The sequence below is a fragment of the Saprospiraceae bacterium genome, assembly GCA_026129545.1.
In the GTDB taxonomy this organism is placed as follows: Bacteria; Bacteroidota; Bacteroidia; order Chitinophagales; family Saprospiraceae; genus M3007.
This window is the reverse complement of record JAHCHX010000001.1, coordinates 1,848,477-1,865,046: the sequence shown is the minus strand read 5'-3', so window position 1 is coordinate 1,865,046 and position 16,570 is coordinate 1,848,477. Positions and strand designations below refer to the sequence as shown.

Genomic DNA, 16,570 nt, shown 5'->3' with positions numbered 1-16,570 from the left:
GGCGGCATTTGTGTTTTGCTCCGCTGGTTTTTGGGCATGGCAATAAGCGCAATCTGTTCAAAATCAAGGGTGCAAATCATGGCAATCTAAAAAATTCTCGAACTGCTTAGGCGGAGGCGCTGCCCCTGCCCAAGGAGCTACAAGTCCTCGTTAATTAGGGTTTAATTGTCGGCAGGGGATTTCTTCCATCTTTTCGGCGGACGGGTGCCAAGGCCGCACATGGAGTATGAAAAGACTGGCTTGCTCAGGCTCGGAGGCGCAGCGGCAAAGGTATCTACCCAATTGTCGAAATGTATGTCTCGTGGCGAACATAGGCACTTTGAGTTCGTCGTTGGCCCAATCGTCGAAGAATAGTTTGGTGCCGTCGTCGTAGGCATATTTTTCCCAAACCCAAAAAGACTCCGCAGTGGCGTTCACTTTGCCCGACTCGGCGAAAAAAGTCGCTTCCGGTTGGGTGTTGGTATAGAGTTGCCATGAGAGCGTGTGAGGCCAGCACCGGAAAAGACCAAGTGCCGGAGCAAGCCATACGAGGAGGAGGATAAGCCATGCTGCTTTTGGGGCTTCGCGAAGCGAATGGGGGATGGGCAGAAAGCGTCGGGACACATTGGCAGTTGTTCCCGACACAGGGGCGGTAGAGGAAAGCACCCACACCATGCTTGCCATAGCCAAGTTCCAAGGGATTACCACCCAATTCCAATTTTGTTTGAGCAAAAAAACGACCACTAAGCAATGGAACCCAAGCACCAGCCATCGAAAGTAGGGGCGTGTCTTGTGCCAAAGCAAACCTGCCGCGAACGATGCCTCGAGCAAACCAAGCGCGTAGCCAAATATCGGATATTGACCCAAAGAGCGGGTCAGCCCAAACGTTTCGCAAAACCAAGCGAAGGTGTCGTTGGCGAAGTAGGGTGTCAGTTTGTTGATGCCGCTCCAAAAGTAAATGCCTGCGAGGAGCCAACGCATCAGGTTCGTGTTGCTTGCCTCGTCGTCTTTTTTCTCCCATATCGCCGCCGCAAAAATCAGCAGGTACATCCAAACCCAGGGTTGAAGGCGGTTGAGGTCGAGCAGACAGAGCCATGCCAGCCAGACAGCAAGCAAACCGGGCAGTATTTTTTTGCCGGAAAAAACGAATGGGCCAATCAGTAGCAATGCCAACCCTGCTACCCAAGCCGATTCGCTCCAATGGCTCAAATGCGGGGCCTGCGGCGAGCCTCCCCACAGCGGAAGGGTGGGGAAGCAGCATCGCGCTGCCACGTTCCAAAGCGGCCACGACAGCACGATACCCGCCAGCAAACCCAGCGCGGCAATGAAAACGATGTTTTCCGAAATGCTTCTTTGTTTGAAAATCATGCGAATCAAGGGGTGAAATAGCCCCCCCCTTTGCCAGGGCTTGCTACGGCTGCCGTTGCTGGTGTTCCTGCCAGCGGCTATATTTTGCGCAGCAGCAATTTCCCTTTGCGCAGCCCTTTTTCTTGCAATGTTTTTTCCAATTCGGCGGCGGCTTTTCGGGCGGCTTCTTCTGAAGCGTGCACACTGCCAAGCCAGACGATGTATCCGGTGCTATTCGGCTCGATGCAACTGCGCGGACTGGATTGGGCGGCCACCCCTTTGGCCCGCAGTGCCGCCGCTCTTGCCGCTGCATAATCTTGCAGGCTGAAAGCATTGTCCTGCACGAGCCATCCTTTTTTCCCGGCGATATTGGCGCAGGGGTTTATGGGTTGGGCGGCGGTTGGCTTGGTGGTCGGCTGTGGGGCGGGCTTGGGTTTGGGGGCGGGTTTGGGCTTTGGTTTTTCCGCTGCGATTTCTTCATCATCGTCATCGTCGCCGCTGAGGTTGATGGTTGGGATTTCAGGCTCAGGAGTCTCTTTGCGAATAGGATACTGTTTGGGTACCCCCGTCGGCTTTCCGTCGTAGGGTATCGGCGCGCCATCAATCAAATAACCCGGTTGGTCTTCGGGGTTGGCGCCGCCTCGCCAATTTTGCAATGCTTTGAGGTCTGCCAGATTTTCCTTCTTAAAGGTCAGCACATCCCAGCACATAGGCACGATGACGAGAGTGGAGAGCACGAACACCCATTTTTGCACTCCCTGCCCGCTCATGAATCGGCTGTATGCCGATTTCGTCTGGCCAAACGGCTTGCTCAGGATGCCCCACACATATTTTTTGAAAGGTTCTATCAAAAGATATTGCACCCATCTGTTGAGTTGGTTCCAATAAGCTCTCACGGTATCGGGCGGCTTCAAGTTGCTCATGTCGGTCATGGCCGACATTTTCTGATACCACTGCGAGCGTGTCAGCCATTGCACCATCTGTCGGTCTTTGCCGAAGACACCAAGCCGCGAGGGTGCATTGAGCACGCGCACGGCTCCTTCCTCCGGCACCAGCGCCAACCCGAAGCCATTGTAGATACACTGACTTTTCAACTCCAACAAAAAGGGGTCGTTGGGTGATGGGAACACATCGTCGGCCAAAGCTACCCATTGCTCGTCCGCGCCGTAGCGTTTGAACTGCTCTATGGCATAGATGTAGCGGTATTTTCGCCAGCCTTGCATCGTGAAATACCACCCGAAAAAGGCGATGGTGAAGGTGCCGACGATGAGACCCAAATTGCCCGCGATGTGGAGGTCGAGCAGCCACGGGAAGCGTGTTTCATAGAAAAAGGCATAAGTGACAGCCGAAAAGAAAGCCCCGAATGCCACAGCGTCCCAGAGAAAATAGAGCAGGTTGAGGGAGAATTTCACTTCGCCCGCCTTGTCGCGCGAAGTCGCCTCGCAGGCGCACACGAAGGGCGAGTCGTCGTTTTTGCGAAAGGTCATCACGATGTCGGCCACCAATCCGCCCTCGCCCACGTTGTCGAAATCAACTTGGATGGAATCGGCCTGCGGTTCGTAGCGATGCTTGTAAAAATCTCTCAAAAAAGGCACAAAACGTCGCTTCACGGCATCCTCCGCGAATCCGCCCGGTATCTGTTGATATGTATGACCATCTTTGTTCTCCATACGCTTTGCGTACCCAGATTAAAGAGGATTTGAAGATATCCTTGATTGATTTGTATGATTTTCAAAGGATTGCGAGCGCCGTTCGTTCAAAACCACCTTGCGTTGACTATATCATACTCGTTTGCCCGGCATTTGGTGCTCTACCTTGCGGGCATCGTATTGGCGCTGTTTGATGATTTGGATGTAGTTGCGAGCCTTTTTGTTCCCATAATCGTTCCAAGACTTTTGCGCCCATTGAAGTGCGATGTCGAGGTTGCCGTTCTTCTCGGCGGCCACAGCCATATTGTAGGCGGCGCGGCCAGCGGCCTTGGGGTTGTCTTTGCTGGCGCGAGCCTCCACGTTTTTCCATAAGCCTATGGAGCGTTCCCAGTCGCCTCCTTGTGCGTAACGGACTGCTTGTTGCATTTGGTCTTTGTATCCCTTTGCCTTGTGGTAATACTGCCGCGTCACCCGCACATAGGTCGGGGCGATGCGGGCACCGTATTTCAACCCCACATTGAAAGCGACGTCGCGGGTCACGTTCACTTGGTGGGGCAGCCGCGAGACGGCATCGCGCTCGGAGCGGCCGGAGGCAAAACGTTCGAGAAAATCGTCGGACACGATTTCGTCGAGAATCACCCGCGTCTTTGGGTCATAGAGGCGCCAACCCATGCGCACGGCTGTTCGCATCCGCGAGTCGTATCGGGTTTCGATGTACTCCTTGCCTTCTTTGTTCTTCTTTTTTTCATCCACCCGGCGTGTGTTGATGGCGTTGTCGGAGTCAAAGGATTCTATCGTAGCCACCGCATCCGCGCCATATTGCGCACAGATGCGCTCGATTTCTCTCCATTCCAACGGTGGTGGCAGATTGACTCCGGCCTTGCTGCCCGTGAGCTCGATGCCTGTGTTGACGACAGTGAACCGCGGCGTGCGCGTAAGTGCGTTGGTAAGTCCCATCACCGCTTCCTCGCGGCTGCGGCGGTCTTGCCCGATGGCTTCTCCGGTGAAAAGCCCTTCCAGCACGTTGAGCCAGCCGTTGGAGGGTTTGCTGCGGTCCACCACGGCGACCTTGGAGATGTGCTCGGGGACTTTGAATTGGGCGGGCTGCAACACTGTGAGCGAGGTGGAACGCATACAGCTTGACATCAAAAGCGTTGCCGCCAATATGAAGACAGGGTTTTGATTCTTTTTCAGAAGGTGGTTTTGAAACATAAATTTTTGATTTTGAGTTTTTTACAAAAAAGTAAAAAGCCCGCAAAAATCCGAAATTTCTATCAACACCTTGAACCATTTTTTTAAAAAGTCATTTTGCCAACAACAAAATGACAGAACGCAACTGGGACATCGTTTTTGCTGGTTCGGGTCTTTCCGGCCTTACGCTGGCACTCGAATGTGCGCGCCGTCCCTTTTTTCAAGACAAAAAAATACTGCTGCTCGACCGCGACGAAAAGACCAAGAACGACCGCACTTGGTGCTTTTGGGCGACCGACGAGGAGATGGCTTCGCTGCCGCCGGTGGTGTTCAGCACCTGGGACAAATGTCTTTTTTACGGGAATGGCTTCGAGGCCGCGCTCGATATTGCGCCCTATCGCTATCGCATGGTGCGCGGGCTGGATTTTTACGACTGGGCCAAAGGCATTCTTTCAAAAAGCCCGCAAATAGAGCGCATCACGGCCAATATCAAGGGCATAGAGGCACTCAATGGAATAGTCCATACGGATAAAGGGGATTTTGGGGGCGATTGGGTGTTCAACTCAGCGCTCACAAAAATCCCCGTGTTGCCAGCGTCCAGCGCCATGTATCCCCAGCCTCCGCTGACCTCGCTTGGTCACGATTCGGGTCAGGATGGGGCAGCCCCCTATACCTTCCTTTTGCAGCATTTCAAGGGCTACCTCATCAAGTCGCCATTGCCGGTCTTTGATGTTGGGGCGATGACTTTCATGGATTACCGCATTGAGCAACAAGGGGAGACTCGTTTTGTGTATGTGTTGCCTTTTTCCGCCACGGAAGCACTTGTTGAGTTTACGGTGTTTTCCCCGGCGCTTTGCCCTGCCGACGAATACGACGGTATGTTGCGTGGCTACATCCGCGATTTTTTGAAGATAACAACCTACGAGGTGTTGGAAACCGAATTCGGGGTGATTCCGATGAGCGATTATCCTTTCACGCCACACACGGAGGGGAGGGTGGTGCATATCGGGACGGCTGGCGGATTTGTGAAGGCTTCGAGCGGATATGCGTTCAAGCGCACGCAGCGCAGAATAAAGGCTTTGGCCGATGCTTGGGAACAAACTGGCCGGCCTGCGCCCGAACTGCTTCGCTCCAAGTGGCGCTATCGTTTCTACGATGCCGTCCTGTTGCGGGTGTTGAAAGACAACGCAGTGGCCGGAAAGGACTTTTTTACCAGTTTGTTTCAGCAGCTGCCCGCCCCGCTCGTGTTTCGTTTTTTGGATGAGGATGCTACCTTCGCCGATGATATTCGTTTGCTCAATGCACCTCCTCCTTGGCCTTTTTTCAAAAAGGCATTGCGGCAGATGCGGTATTTTTCCAAAATTTAGAATTTCAGGCAATGCTCGTTCCTCACCCTCACTGTCTTCGCGTCGGCATCACTGGCGGCATTGGCAGCGGGAAAAGCCTTGTGTGCCGGATGTTTGGCACCTTGGGGGTGCCTGTTTACTATGCCGATTTGTGGGCAAAGTACCTGATAGATACCGACGCTGAAATAATAGAGGGCATCAAGGCTATTTTTGGTCAGGAAGCATATAGCGCATCGGGCGAGTACAACCGCGCTTATGTTGCAAAAATCGCCTTTGAAGTACCCGAAAAGTTGGCGGCCCTGAATGCCTTGGTGCATCCGGCTGTGGAGCGGCACAGTCGCGCATGGCACGACGATTGGGCAGCTGCTGGTCAGCCCTACACGCTCAAGGAGGCTGCTTTGATGGTAGAAAGTGGCAGCCATCGGCACCTTGACGTGCTGATAGTGGTCACCGCGCCGGAGCGGTTGCGCATAGAGCGCGTGATGCGACGCGATGGTTTGAGTGCCGAGCAGGTGCGAGCACGCATGAATCACCAGCTTCCCGAAGCGGAAAAGGTGCGGCTTGCTGATTTCGTCATCGAAAACGACGGGCAGCACGCGCTGATTCCGCAAGTGTGGGCGATTCATCGGGCTATTTTGGGAAAACGTTGACAGGTTTTTTCCAAAAAATGTTTTGAAAACCCCGTGTCGGCTTCTTACTTTTGCGGCTCGAATTTTGAAAACGAAGGTTTACAACAAATTTTTGCAAAAAATACAGTCATGAAAAAAGATATCCATCCCGGCAGCTATCGCATGGTGGTGTTCAAAGACATCTCGACGGACGAGGCTTTTCTGAGCAAGTCCTGTGTGAACACCAAAGACACCATCGTGTGGGAAGACGGCAAAGAGTATCCGCTCGTGAAAATGGAAATTTCGGCATACAGCCATCCGTTTTTCACTGGCAAAATGAAATTTGTGGACACGGCTGGCCGTATTGACAAATTCAACAAGAAATTCGCAAAGTTTGCGAAATGATTTCCACGCCATGCGTGGCGCGATTTTTGAAAAGTCCCGATTCGCTCTCCGCTTGTTGGGGCTTTTTTGTTTTCATGCCTCGATTCGCCAAACGCCCATACTTCCAACTGGCTGACGGGTTTCCCTTTTTTGACTCTTGATGGGATATACATGATTGACATGATTTTTTAGCCCTATAATTCCTGTTTATCCTGTCAAAAGAACTATTCCTCAAAAAACTGTCAGCCAGTTGGGAACATAAGCGCCATGATTTTTCTGATGCCCATAATTGCTCCGCTTGATTAATGAATATCATCTTGTTCGACTCCGACGCTCGCAATCACCTGCTGCCACTCACGGCCACCCGACCGATGGGAGAGCTGAGAGTAGGCGTACTCACGTTGCGCGAAAAATGGGAGCGTATGCTGCGTGGCTCTGCCTCCTACATCACGCAGGAGTATCTTCAGGAAAAATTTCCCATCCACATCGAAGATGAAAATCTAATTGTCAACGCGGGTGTGCTGCCGAATGAAAAACTCTGCCGGCGCATCAAGGAGTTGAAACCCAGCGAGGCCTTGTTGCTCGATGGGGAATTGGTGGCGGCTCGTCTCAACGAACATCAATTTGAGCAATTGATTGAGGATGAGGAGGTGCATTCGCTACAGGGGACGGAATTGGATGCCGAAATTCCAGTGGTCGAGATAAAGCAACTGTGGGAGCTGACCTTGCTCAACAAACAAGCCATACCCGACGATTTCGCCCTGCTGACGAAAGGCCGCAAATCGCAACCTATCTCAGACACCAATCGTGTCGTAGGCCCTATTCAAAATTTGTTTGTGGAAGAAGGGGTGACGATGGAGTGCTGCACGCTCAATGTCACCACCGGGCCGATATACATTGGCAAAAACACCGAGTTGATGGAAGGGGTTGCCTTGCGCGGCCCGGTAGCCATCGGCGCGGACACGATTATCAAGATGGGCGCAAAAATATACGGCCCCACCACCATCGGCCCTGGCTGCCGGGTGGGCGGGGAGGTGACTCGTTCGATTATGCTTGCCAATTCGAACAAGGCTCATGATGGCTTTTTGGGCGATGCGGTGTTGGGCGAGTGGTGCAACATCGGTGCGGACACCAACAATTCCAATTTGAAAAACAACTATGGCGAGGTAAAACTGTGGAATTACGAGACCGAGCGTTTTGAAAAAACTGGCCAGCAGTTCGTCGGCCTCATCATGGGCGACCACTCGAAGTGCGGAATCAACACGATGTTCAATACTGGCACAGTGATAGGGGTGTTTGCCAATGTGTTTGGTGCAGGTTTTTTGCGCAACTTTATCCCCGATTTTGCATGGGGCGGCGACGGCGGTGGCTATCGAACCTATAAATTCGCCGATGCCTGCACCACTGCTGCCGTTGTGATGGCGCGCCGCAACCAACAATTCACAGACCTAGACAAGGCTATTTTCTACCACGTTTATGACCGGACGATGAAATTCCGCTCGTGGGAAAAATAAGAGCTCTACATCCCTCCACCCAAGACCTGCAATTTCGCTTGAAAGAGAACCTAAAATATGATTTGAGAGGGGTGTCTGCTTCCAAAACGGAGGTGCACGCCGCCATCAAGCACTTGGACAAAGGCTTGTATCCCAACGCTTTTTGCAAAATACTGCCCGATTGGGCGGCAGGCAGCGAGCGCCATTGCAACTTGCTTCACGCCGATACGGCGGGCACCAAAACAAGCCTTGCCTATCTCTACTGGCGCGAGACGGGCGACCTATCCGTGTGGCCGGGCGTGGCCCAAGATGCCATCGTGATGAATCTCGACGACATGGCGTGTGTGGGCTGCACCGACAATATCCTACTGAGCAGCACCATCGGGCGCAACAAGACTTTGATACCCGGCGAGGTGATTGCTGCCGTGATTCGGGGCACTTCCGATTTTGTGGAGAAAATGCAGCACCATGGAGTGAATATACATCTGGCAGGGGGCGAGACGGCGGATGTGGGCGACATCGTGCGGACGATTGACGTGGGTTTTACGGCCTTTGCGCGCATGAGACGCAGCGAGGTGCTGCTGAACGACATTCGCCCCGGCGATGTGATTGTTGGGCTTGCCTCTTTCGGCCAGTCGGTCTATGAGGACGAGTACAATGGCGGCATGGGCAGCAATGGCCTAACCGCTGCGCGTCACGATGTGTTGTCAAAAATGTATGCGGAAAAATACCCGGAGAGCTTTGACCCAAAATTGCCGAACGAGGTCGTTTATACTGGCAATCAGAAACTTACCAACCCAATCGCCATCAACCACCACCAACTGACTATCGGGAAGCTAATACTCTCCCCGACGCGCACTTACCTCCCCGTGCTACAAGCGGTGTTGAGCAAATACAGGAAAAAAATCCATGGGCTTATTCACGTCACGGGCGGTGGGCAGACGAAGGTGCTGAAATTTGTGAAAGACGTGCACATCCTAAAAAACAACCTTTTTGATTTGCCGCCGTTATTTCGCCTGATTCAAGAAAGCAGCGGCACCGATTGGCGCGAGATGTATCAGGTGTTCAACATGGGCCACCGCATGGAGATTTATTTGCCTGCCCGATATGCCGACGATGTGATGGCAATTGCCGAAAAGTATGGCATCGAAGCCCGCATCATCGGGCGAGTCGAACGAGCACAAGGCGAGCAAGTAACGGTGGAAAGCCCTCATGGGAAATTTGAATTCAATAGCTGATAACGGTTGATGAGTGTGAGGAGGTTGAGAGCCAACCCATCGCCTATGCTCGTCAATCCCGATAAACTTGTCTATGCAATGAGAGAACTGCTCTTTTTCACCCTGTTTGCAACTTCATTTTTGGCCTGCACCGACAAAGAGGCAACGCTTCGGGGCCGCTTGGCTGCGCTCGACAAGGAATTTGGCGGAGCAGCGGTGACTGATACGTCTAAAGCCCAAGAGTTCATCGTCACCGCCGAGCAACTGGCCAGCATCGTCGAAAAATCCGATACCAACCAAAGTGTCGAATTGTTGCTAAAGGCTGCTGGTTTGGCCAAAACAGTCGGTAGTTTTGACAAATCACTCGCGCTATACAAGACTGTGACAGAGCGTTTTCCGCAGCACCCCCAAGCGTCCACGGCGTTTTTTATGGTTGGCTTCGTCTATGCCAACGATTTGCGCGAACTGGAAAAAGGGAAGGCTGCCTACGAGTTGTTTTTGGAAAAATACCCCAACGACCCCATGGCCGAATCGGCTCGCGGTGAGATTCGCAACCTTGGCAGGCCCGCAGACGAAATCATCAAGGATTTCATGCAAAACAATCCAGACAGCACGCTGGTGAATTGAACCCTCTTGCTATGCGCTTTTTCATGTTATTGTTTGTTGGCCTCATCCTTCTTGGCGCGGCTTGCCGTCAGCCCGACATCGCGGTGCAAATAGCCAATTTGGAAATGGCTCAACAACAAACCCACAGCCCCGAAAGAGCCGATTCATTGTTGTTGCTTTACCATGCGGCGGTGGAGAAGCACCCCGACCTGTCCGAACAAAATCTGCGTTTTCTGACCAAGGCTGCCGATATCAAGTTTTTCAGGCAAAAAGACAACGTGACAGCTGTGCGCTGGCTCAACGACGCGATTGCACGGCACGGCCAAGGACAAGACGTGACGGAGCCAATCGGTCTGCTGGCTCGTATATGGCTGGCCTACAAGTACAGGGCGACCTTCGATTTGACTGGGAAACCCGATGATATTGACCTCATGCGTGCCAATTTGATGCGCAACATGAGGTGGCTCGATTCCTGTTTGGTGCGATTGGAAAGAGAAATGGGCACTCCGCCCGCGCTCGATGCGACAAAAGCAAAGGCATATATCGAGGTGGCGGAAGGTTATGCCATTTTGCTTGAATCGGGCAGCCCCGCCAAACACGGTGATTTGATGTTCGGCGCCGCCCAAGTCGCCCATGCCATTGGGGAGGCAAATAAGGCGGTACAGCTGTACTATAAGGTAGGGGAGGGGCTTCCGTGGCACCCGAAAGCGCCCCATTCGCTGCTTGAAATGGGACGTTTGTACGAGAACGCCAATGACACGGAAAGAGCAAAATCTGCTTACGGCACCATACTCCGATATTATCCGCAGCACCCCGATGTCGCTGACGATGCCCAAGCAGCCCTAAAACGGCTTGGCACGACAAAATGACCACCTTCTTCGCGCAACAGTTTCTGCGTTTTGCACACGATGCCGGTCCAAACTGCCGATTGCGCCTCGCGCCCACGCCTTCTGGTTTCCTGCATATTGGCAACGCCCTGAATTTTGCCCTCAATTGGCTTGTGGCACGACTCCACGGCGGGCATATCCTGCTCCGCATTGACGACCTTGACGCGGAGCGCAAACGCCCGGAATATGTCGTCGATGTTTTCGAGAGCCTCGAATGGCTGGGGCTGGATTGGGATGAAGGGCCGGGGGATTTGCGAGTTGCGATTGAGGGCTTGTTGCAGGATTTTGAAAAAAACTGGTCTCAACATAGGCGTTTGCCGCTCTATTTCAGCTTGTTGGAACGACTGCGCGATACGGGGCTGCTCTTTGCCTGCCGAAAGTCGCGCCGCGACCTCGCGCCGTTCGGGGGTGATTACCCGCCTGAATTCAGAGAGCAGGGTTTGAGCCTCGACGCTCCCGACGTGGCTTGGCGCATCAAAACGCCGCCGGGTTTTCCGCTACCCGATTTCGTGGTGCGCCGTCGCGACGGTCTTCCGGCCTACCAATTGGCCAGTCTGGTGGACGATATCCATTTCGGTATCACGCACGTCATTCGCGGGGCCGACTTGGAGACTTCCACGCAGGCACAATTGTTCCTCGCTTCGTGTTTGGAAGAGACCAATTTTCTGAAAATCGAATTTTTGCATCACCCGCTCATCGCGGATGATGCGGGGGAAAAGCTCTCCAAGTCGGCAGGGGCCAGCGCCTTGAAATCCATGCGCGAACGCGGGGAGGATGCTGGGGGGATATTTCGGCGGGTCGCTGAAATGTTGGGCTGGCACGAGCAGCAGGGGCTTGGTTCGGCAGCGGCGTTGCTTCGCCTCATCCGTGCGGCTTAGTTTTCTTCCGCATATTTCATTTGCCAATCCTCCACTTTTTTGGTGCGTTTCCAGCCCTCGGCAGCGCAGAGGTCGGCGATTTCCTTCGCTCTTTTTGCCAATTCGGTGCCGGGATATTTTTGCTGGATGTAGGCCCACACTTGTTTGTAGCGTTCATCAATGGCTTGTGTCTCGTAGTCATAAGTGGGCGTGTTGTCGGCACCGTTCACGAGCACAAGGCGCGTCCATTGCTCGCTTTGCTTGGTTTGTTCGTTCAGTAAAAAATAGGGGTTTTCCCGATTGAATTTTTCCCAAAACGCGCTGCGGTTGGCGAGTTCTTCCAAGGAAATGATGATGCCGCCATCGTCCCATGCCCGGTGATTGATTTCGTGGGTTTGCTGGTCGAGAAACGCCTTCATGGTAGGGGTTGTTTTTGGGCCAAAAAAGGCTCGCAGTTTGTTCCAGTCAGCCGTTGGGAATATCATGCCCTCGCCTTGCTCCAAGCCAAAGCCATTTTCTGCCAACGATTTTGAGAGGGGGTATTTGTTCATGTCGAACTTGTTTTCGGCGATGGCTTGGTAGTCGTTTTCCGCCCAGTTCATTTGTTCGGTCAGTTGATAAAACTCGCCTTCGGCCTCCATGCGACGGAGAAAACGTTCCAACAGGATAAACGCCGCGTCGGCGAGGGGGCCGTTTGTTGTGCCGAATTGGGCGGTCACATAATCCCACGCTTTTTTGCCGCTGTCCAATTTCTTGGCATCCAGCGTGCGGAGAAAAGTGGCGAGTTGCGCGATGCTGGCAAAATCGGGGCTTCCGTCTTTGGGGCCGGCATAGATGCGCATCAAGGCTCCGCCATAAGCCCATCCCGTATGCTGCGCAGGGCTGCTCACGATTATTTTGTGATAAGGCTCATTGTAAGTGAGGTTGCGCAAGGTGGCCTCTTCGCGGTTGTCCGAGACGTCGCCAGTGCCTTCCACGATGGTGTTTTCAGCGATTTGTGCGAGCACTTTGCCGCTTTTGTTTGGCTCCTCGCGCAGGTTGAGTTTGTCCACCGTGACGATGTAGAGGACGAGTGCCGGCTTCGCAGTGGAGGGGGTAGGGGAGGAGGTGTCGGTTTTTTTGTTGTCTTGCTTGCAGGCCGCAAAGGTGACAGCCGACAGGATGATGGTGCTGAGGAGAGCGTAGGTTGATTTCATCGTGTGTAGTGATTTGTCAAGCCCCCGTTCACGCAAGGGAGGACGGGGGCTTGAGGCATTTTTAGAATGGAGGTTATTCGCAGGTCACGCGCTCGAAGGTTTCCGACCAAGAGGCGGTGGCCTTGTCTTTGAGCCGGAGCACGCCGTCTTGACCTGATTCCAGTTCGCCGTTGGCTTTCATGGCTTTGTCGCCTTCGATTTTGACCATGATTTCCTGCGACTGGGTTTGGCCTTCCACGGTATGTGTCCAAATGGCGGTGATGATGTCGCCTTCTTTTTTTCCCTTAAAAGTGCCGCGTGCGTCGTCTTTTTCCGCAAAATCGTATTCAAGCACGCCGCCTACTTCGGTATTGAGCTCGGAGTATTGAAATTTGAGTACCGAACCATCGGGTAGGCGAGATTCGAAGCACTGGATGGTGGCTTGAGGGGCGGTTCCCTTGGTGGTGGCAGGTTTTTCGGGCTGCTTGCAGAAGGCAAGGACGAGGCTGGCAATGAGGACGCTTAGAGAGAGTTTGTTCATTTTGTAAAATTTTAAAAAACAATTGAATTGTCAAATGAGCGCATAGACGCTCCCCGGTATCACGGTGAGCAAAGCAATCAGCCCTAGACCCACCAAGACGGCCCAACGAATGCTCGCGGGGAAAACCACGTCGTGCCCAACTTTGACCTCATCGCGCGAGAAATACATGGCGATGATGATTTTGAAATAGTAGTAGATAGAAATGGCGGAATTGACCACCGCCAACACGACGAGCCAGGGGTACTTTGCAAAAGCTGCCGTGAACAAAAAGTATTTTCCGAAAAAACCAGCCGTGGGCGGAATGCCCGCGAGGGAGAGCATGGATATCGCCAACACCGCCGCCAGAAGCGGTTGCTTTTTGCTCAAGCCATTGAATGTCGCAAATGAGCCGCTCTCATTTTGCTCTGCCACTACCATGTACGCGCCAAACGCGCAAATAGTGGCCAATGAATAAGTCAGTGCGTAGAAAAGCAGTGCGCGGTCGCCGCCAGCCACCCCAATAGCCAATATGGCCATCATCAAATAGCCTGCATGGGAGATGGAGGAATAGGCCATCATGCGCTTGAAATCCGTCTGGAAGATGGCGGTCAGGTTGGCGACCGTCATCGTCAGGGCAGCCACCACCGCCACAGGAAGGTGCCAGAAGCTCTCCGCGCCGGGGAAAGCCATCGAAAAGAGCCGATAAAAAGCCGCGAAACCAGCTGTCTTCACCACTGTCGCCATGAACGCCGTCACCAGATTGGGGCTGCCTTGATACACATCGGGTGCCCAAAAGTGGAAAGGCACGGCAGAGACCTTGAATCCCAGCCCGATGATGAGAATCACCATGCCCGCGTTGAGCATCCCAGCCGAGTGGCGCCCGTCGCTGACAGCCGCCGCGATTGCCCGGAGGTCGAAACTACCCGACGCGCCATAGATGAGTGCCATGCCAAAGAGCAAGATACCAGTGGTGAAAGCGCCCATGAGGAAATACTTGAGCGCCGCCTCGTTGCCCGAAAGACTTTCCCGGCGACTTCCAGCCAGCACATAGAGCGGGATGGAGAGAATCTCTATGCCGAGAAACAACATGACCATGTTCGTGAACGACGACATCACCAAGGCACCGCACAGGCTGAAAAGGATGAGGCCGTAATTGTCGCCCAGCGTGTCGCTAAGGTCGCGGAACCCCCAGCCAGAAAGCCCTATGATGAGCGCCGTGGCCAACACTACCACGCCGGAAAATGCAAGCGCAAAGCTGTCAAAATGGAACATGGAGGCATATGCGTCTTTCCAGCCGTAGGAGGGGGCGAATACTATTCCCGCCAGCGCGAGCAGGCTACCGACGAGGGCGATGGGTTGCAAAAAATGCCGGCGCTTCGTCAGTCCCGTGAAAAGGACGATGATGGCCGTGAAGAAGAGTATGAGTAAGGCTGTCATGTTCTTATGTTGATTGGTTTGTTTGGGGATTCGTTGATTTGAGTTATCCGCATATAGTAATGCTGGCCTTCTGAAACTCCACCTTGTCTCCCGCCCTCAGTTTCTTTCTTTTCTGCGTTTCCACCGCGCCATTCACCCGCACCTCGCCGTTCGTGATTCGGATGTTCGCCTCGCCGCCAGTGCCCACCAAGCGCAGCACTTTCAGGAGGTTGTTGAGGGTGATATGGTCTTGGTCAGAAAGGTTGAATTCCATTTTTTGACGTTTTTAGGTTGAATCCGCGTTTGCTGTGTTCGTGCTGTTTCGCATTTTTTAAGCGTTTTGCCTTCAAGATGGGGGTGGGGTGTTTATGGTTCTCTGCGTTTGTTTGTCATTTGCCTACTGGCGACTGGCGGATGACAAAACAATCAAAACTGCACCGCCCCCAATATCTTGTTCACACTCCCGTCCGTCAGGTTCAACACGAGTTGCGGGAAAAAGCCCAGCACCACGACCAGCCCGGCAATCACGCCCAGCACCACCCACTCATTGGCATTAACATCCTGAAATTGAGCCGTTTCTCGGTTTGCCTCGCCGAACATCGCCAGCCCGTAAGCCCGCAACATATATACCGCGCCGAAAATAATCGTCAATCCCGCCACGCCGCCGAGCCAGACATTGTAGTTCCAAACGCCATTCAAGAGCAGGAACTCGCCGGGGAATCCGTTGGTGAGCGGCACGGCCACCGCGCCGAGCATCACGAGCATAAATAAGGTGGCAAATTTCGGCGCGGACTTGGCGATGCCGCCCATGTCGGCCAGCGTGCGCGTGCCGATGCGCCGCTCGATGAGGTCAACGACGAAGAACAACCCCACCACGTTGATGCCGTGATTGAGCATTTGGAGCAGGCTGCCTTGCACGCCCGCCTTGTTCCAAGCCAGCACCCCGGCAGCGATGAGGCCGACGTGCGCGATGGACGAATAGGCAATCAGCCGTTTCAAATCGGACTGTTTCACCGCGATGATGCTCGCATACACGATGCCAACCACGGCCAGCGCCATGAAAATCGGTGTCCAAGTGTGCATGGCTTCCGGTGCGAGCGGCACCATCCAGCGAATGACTCCATAGATACCCATTTTCAGCATAATACCCGACAAGAGCATCGTGCCGCCAGTAGGCGAGGTCACATAGGTATCGGGCTGCCAAGTGTGGAACGGGAAGACGGGCATTTTCACCGCGAAGGCGAGGAAGAAGCCGATTAGGACCCAATTGGCGGCCTCCGGTGAGAGTTGCGTGTGCACCAGCGCGTCCCAAGCGAAAGAATGATGGCCCTCCACATTGGTTTGCAAATACACATACAGCAGCGCCACCAACATGAACAACGACCCGACGAAGGTGTAAATAAAAAACTTTAGGGTGACGCGGATGCGGTCTTGCCCGCCCCAGATGGCGCAGATGAAGTAAATCGGGATAAGCGCCAGTTCGTAGAAAATGTAGAACAGCAGCCCGTCCTGCGCGAGAAACACGCCGTTTAGTGCGCCGAGCATGAGCAGCACGAGACCGTAGTAGCGCGGTTCGTTGTCGAAGGCGCGGCTAAAACTGCTCAACACGATGAGCGGCGCGAGCAGGTTGGTCAGCAGCACCATGAGCAGGCTCACCCCGTCCATGCCGAGGCTGAACGAAATGCCCGCTTGCGGCAGCCACGCGACGTTGAATTCGTAGTTCATGGAGCCGTCGCCGTTGAAACCTGCACAGGCAAAAATGCTGACAGCGAGGTTTGCCAGCGCCGTTCCGAGCGCAATCGCACGCACCCCCGCAGGACGAGCGAGCAGCACGAAAAGGCTGACAATCAGGGGAATTAAAACGAGTATTAGTGACATGATTTTTCGTTAAGTCA

General features: G+C 53.7%; 16 protein-coding genes. 8 read left to right on the top strand and 8 right to left on the bottom strand.

Going from position 1 to position 16,570, the window contains the following annotated elements:
• Positions 1-150: 150 nt before the first annotated feature.
• The 3 genes from KIS77_07265 to KIS77_07255 form a co-directional block, all read right to left on the bottom strand.
• A complete protein-coding gene (locus KIS77_07265; GenBank protein ID MCW5922122.1) occupies positions 151-1,347 on the bottom strand; it encodes a hypothetical protein in 1,197 nt (398 codons plus the stop codon).
• Positions 1,348-1,424: 77 nt separating this feature from the next.
• Complete coding sequence (locus KIS77_07260) at positions 1,425-2,996, bottom strand: hypothetical protein (GenBank protein ID MCW5922121.1); 1,572 nt, start codon at positions 2,994-2,996, stop codon at positions 1,425-1,427.
• A 111-nt stretch (positions 2,997-3,107) separates the two neighbouring features.
• Positions 3,108-4,187 (bottom strand): hypothetical protein, encoded by a 1,080-nt coding sequence (locus tag KIS77_07255; protein ID MCW5922120.1) that lies wholly within the window; start codon positions 4,185-4,187, stop codon positions 3,108-3,110.
• Between the two features lie 110 nt (positions 4,188-4,297).
• On the opposite strand from KIS77_07255, the gene KIS77_07250 reads away from it, so the two are divergent.
• From KIS77_07250 to KIS77_07215, 8 genes are all read left to right on the top strand, one after another.
• On the top strand, positions 4,298-5,533 hold the full coding sequence (locus KIS77_07250; protein ID MCW5922119.1) for a hypothetical protein: 1,236 nt from the start codon (positions 4,298-4,300) through the stop codon (positions 5,531-5,533).
• A gap of 11 nt (positions 5,534-5,544) precedes the next feature.
• A complete protein-coding gene (gene coaE, locus KIS77_07245; protein ID MCW5922118.1) occupies positions 5,545-6,162 on the top strand; it encodes a dephospho-CoA kinase in 618 nt (205 codons plus the stop codon).
• Between the two features lie 108 nt (positions 6,163-6,270).
• Positions 6,271-6,525, top strand: a complete 255-nt coding sequence (locus tag KIS77_07240; protein MCW5922117.1) for a type B 50S ribosomal protein L31 — start codon at positions 6,271-6,273, stop codon at positions 6,523-6,525.
• A gap of 284 nt (positions 6,526-6,809) precedes the next feature.
• Positions 6,810-8,018 carry a GlmU family protein gene (locus tag KIS77_07235; GenBank protein MCW5922116.1) on the top strand — a complete coding sequence of 403 codons (1,209 nt, stop codon included), beginning with the start codon at positions 6,810-6,812 and terminating at the stop codon, positions 8,016-8,018.
• Positions 8,019-8,056: 38 nt separating this feature from the next.
• Entirely contained in the window at positions 8,057-9,235 is a 1,179-nt protein-coding gene (locus tag KIS77_07230; GenBank protein ID MCW5922115.1) for a phosphoribosylformylglycinamidine cyclo-ligase, read from the top strand.
• Between the two features lie 78 nt (positions 9,236-9,313).
• On the top strand, positions 9,314-9,841 hold the full coding sequence (locus KIS77_07225; protein MCW5922114.1) for a tetratricopeptide repeat protein: 528 nt from the start codon (positions 9,314-9,316) through the stop codon (positions 9,839-9,841).
• A gap of 11 nt (positions 9,842-9,852) precedes the next feature.
• Positions 9,853-10,689 (top strand): hypothetical protein, encoded by an 837-nt coding sequence (locus KIS77_07220; protein ID MCW5922113.1) that lies wholly within the window; start codon positions 9,853-9,855, stop codon positions 10,687-10,689.
• The gene (locus KIS77_07215; GenBank protein ID MCW5922112.1) at positions 10,686-11,585 is read left to right on the top strand and encodes a hypothetical protein; all 900 of its coding nucleotides are present in this window, start codon (positions 10,686-10,688) and stop codon (positions 11,583-11,585) included. Before KIS77_07220 ends, KIS77_07215 begins: the two co-directional genes overlap by 4 nt.
• On the opposite strand, the gene KIS77_07210 is transcribed toward KIS77_07215, so the two are convergent.
• The 5 genes from KIS77_07210 to KIS77_07190 all read right to left on the bottom strand — a co-directional run bounded on the left by KIS77_07210 (position 11,582) and on the right by KIS77_07190 (position 16,553).
• Positions 11,582-12,760, bottom strand: a complete 1,179-nt coding sequence (locus KIS77_07210) for a hypothetical protein (GenBank protein MCW5922111.1) — start codon at positions 12,758-12,760, stop codon at positions 11,582-11,584. The genes KIS77_07215 and KIS77_07210 overlap by 4 nt on opposite strands.
• Positions 12,761-12,833: 73 nt before the next feature.
• Entirely contained in the window at positions 12,834-13,280 is a 447-nt protein-coding gene (locus KIS77_07205; protein ID MCW5922110.1) for a hypothetical protein, read from the bottom strand.
• A 30-nt stretch (positions 13,281-13,310) separates the two neighbouring features.
• Positions 13,311-14,696 carry an NADH-quinone oxidoreductase subunit N gene (locus tag KIS77_07200; GenBank protein MCW5922109.1) on the bottom strand — a complete coding sequence of 462 codons (1,386 nt, stop codon included), beginning with the start codon at positions 14,694-14,696 and terminating at the stop codon, positions 13,311-13,313.
• A 43-nt stretch (positions 14,697-14,739) separates the two neighbouring features.
• Entirely contained in the window at positions 14,740-14,949 is a 210-nt protein-coding gene (locus KIS77_07195; GenBank protein MCW5922108.1) for an RNA-binding S4 domain-containing protein, read from the bottom strand.
• A gap of 152 nt (positions 14,950-15,101) precedes the next feature.
• A complete protein-coding gene (locus KIS77_07190) occupies positions 15,102-16,553 on the bottom strand; it encodes an NADH-quinone oxidoreductase subunit M (protein ID MCW5922107.1) in 1,452 nt (483 codons plus the stop codon).
• Positions 16,554-16,570 lie beyond the last annotated feature (17 nt).

Coding starts and splice junctions, on each gene's coding strand:
- KIS77_07215 (MCW5922112.1), top strand. CDS start 10,686: ATGACCACCTTCTTCGCGCAACAGTTTCTGCGTTTTGCACACGATGCC.
- KIS77_07220 (MCW5922113.1), top strand. CDS start 9,853: ATGCGCTTTTTCATGTTATTGTTTGTTGGCCTCATCCTTCTTGGCGCG.
- KIS77_07225 (MCW5922114.1), top strand. CDS start 9,314: ATGAGAGAACTGCTCTTTTTCACCCTGTTTGCAACTTCATTTTTGGCC.
- KIS77_07195 (MCW5922108.1), bottom strand. CDS start 14,949: ATGGAATTCAACCTTTCTGACCAAGACCATATCACCCTCAACAACCTC.
- KIS77_07265 (MCW5922122.1), bottom strand. CDS start 1,347: ATGATTTTCAAACAAAGAAGCATTTCGGAAAACATCGTTTTCATTGCC.
- KIS77_07260 (MCW5922121.1), bottom strand. CDS start 2,996: ATGGAGAACAAAGATGGTCATACATATCAACAGATACCGGGCGGATTC.
- KIS77_07240 (MCW5922117.1), top strand. CDS start 6,271: ATGAAAAAAGATATCCATCCCGGCAGCTATCGCATGGTGGTGTTCAAA.
- KIS77_07190 (MCW5922107.1), bottom strand. CDS start 16,553: ATGTCACTAATACTCGTTTTAATTCCCCTGATTGTCAGCCTTTTCGTG.
- KIS77_07235 (MCW5922116.1), top strand. CDS start 6,810: ATGAATATCATCTTGTTCGACTCCGACGCTCGCAATCACCTGCTGCCA.
- KIS77_07205 (MCW5922110.1), bottom strand. CDS start 13,280: ATGAACAAACTCTCTCTAAGCGTCCTCATTGCCAGCCTCGTCCTTGCC.
- KIS77_07200 (MCW5922109.1), bottom strand. CDS start 14,696: ATGACAGCCTTACTCATACTCTTCTTCACGGCCATCATCGTCCTTTTC.
- coaE (MCW5922118.1), top strand. CDS start 5,545: ATGCTCGTTCCTCACCCTCACTGTCTTCGCGTCGGCATCACTGGCGGC.
- KIS77_07250 (MCW5922119.1), top strand. CDS start 4,298: ATGACAGAACGCAACTGGGACATCGTTTTTGCTGGTTCGGGTCTTTCC.
- KIS77_07210 (MCW5922111.1), bottom strand. CDS start 12,760: ATGAAATCAACCTACGCTCTCCTCAGCACCATCATCCTGTCGGCTGTC.
- KIS77_07255 (MCW5922120.1), bottom strand. CDS start 4,187: ATGTTTCAAAACCACCTTCTGAAAAAGAATCAAAACCCTGTCTTCATA.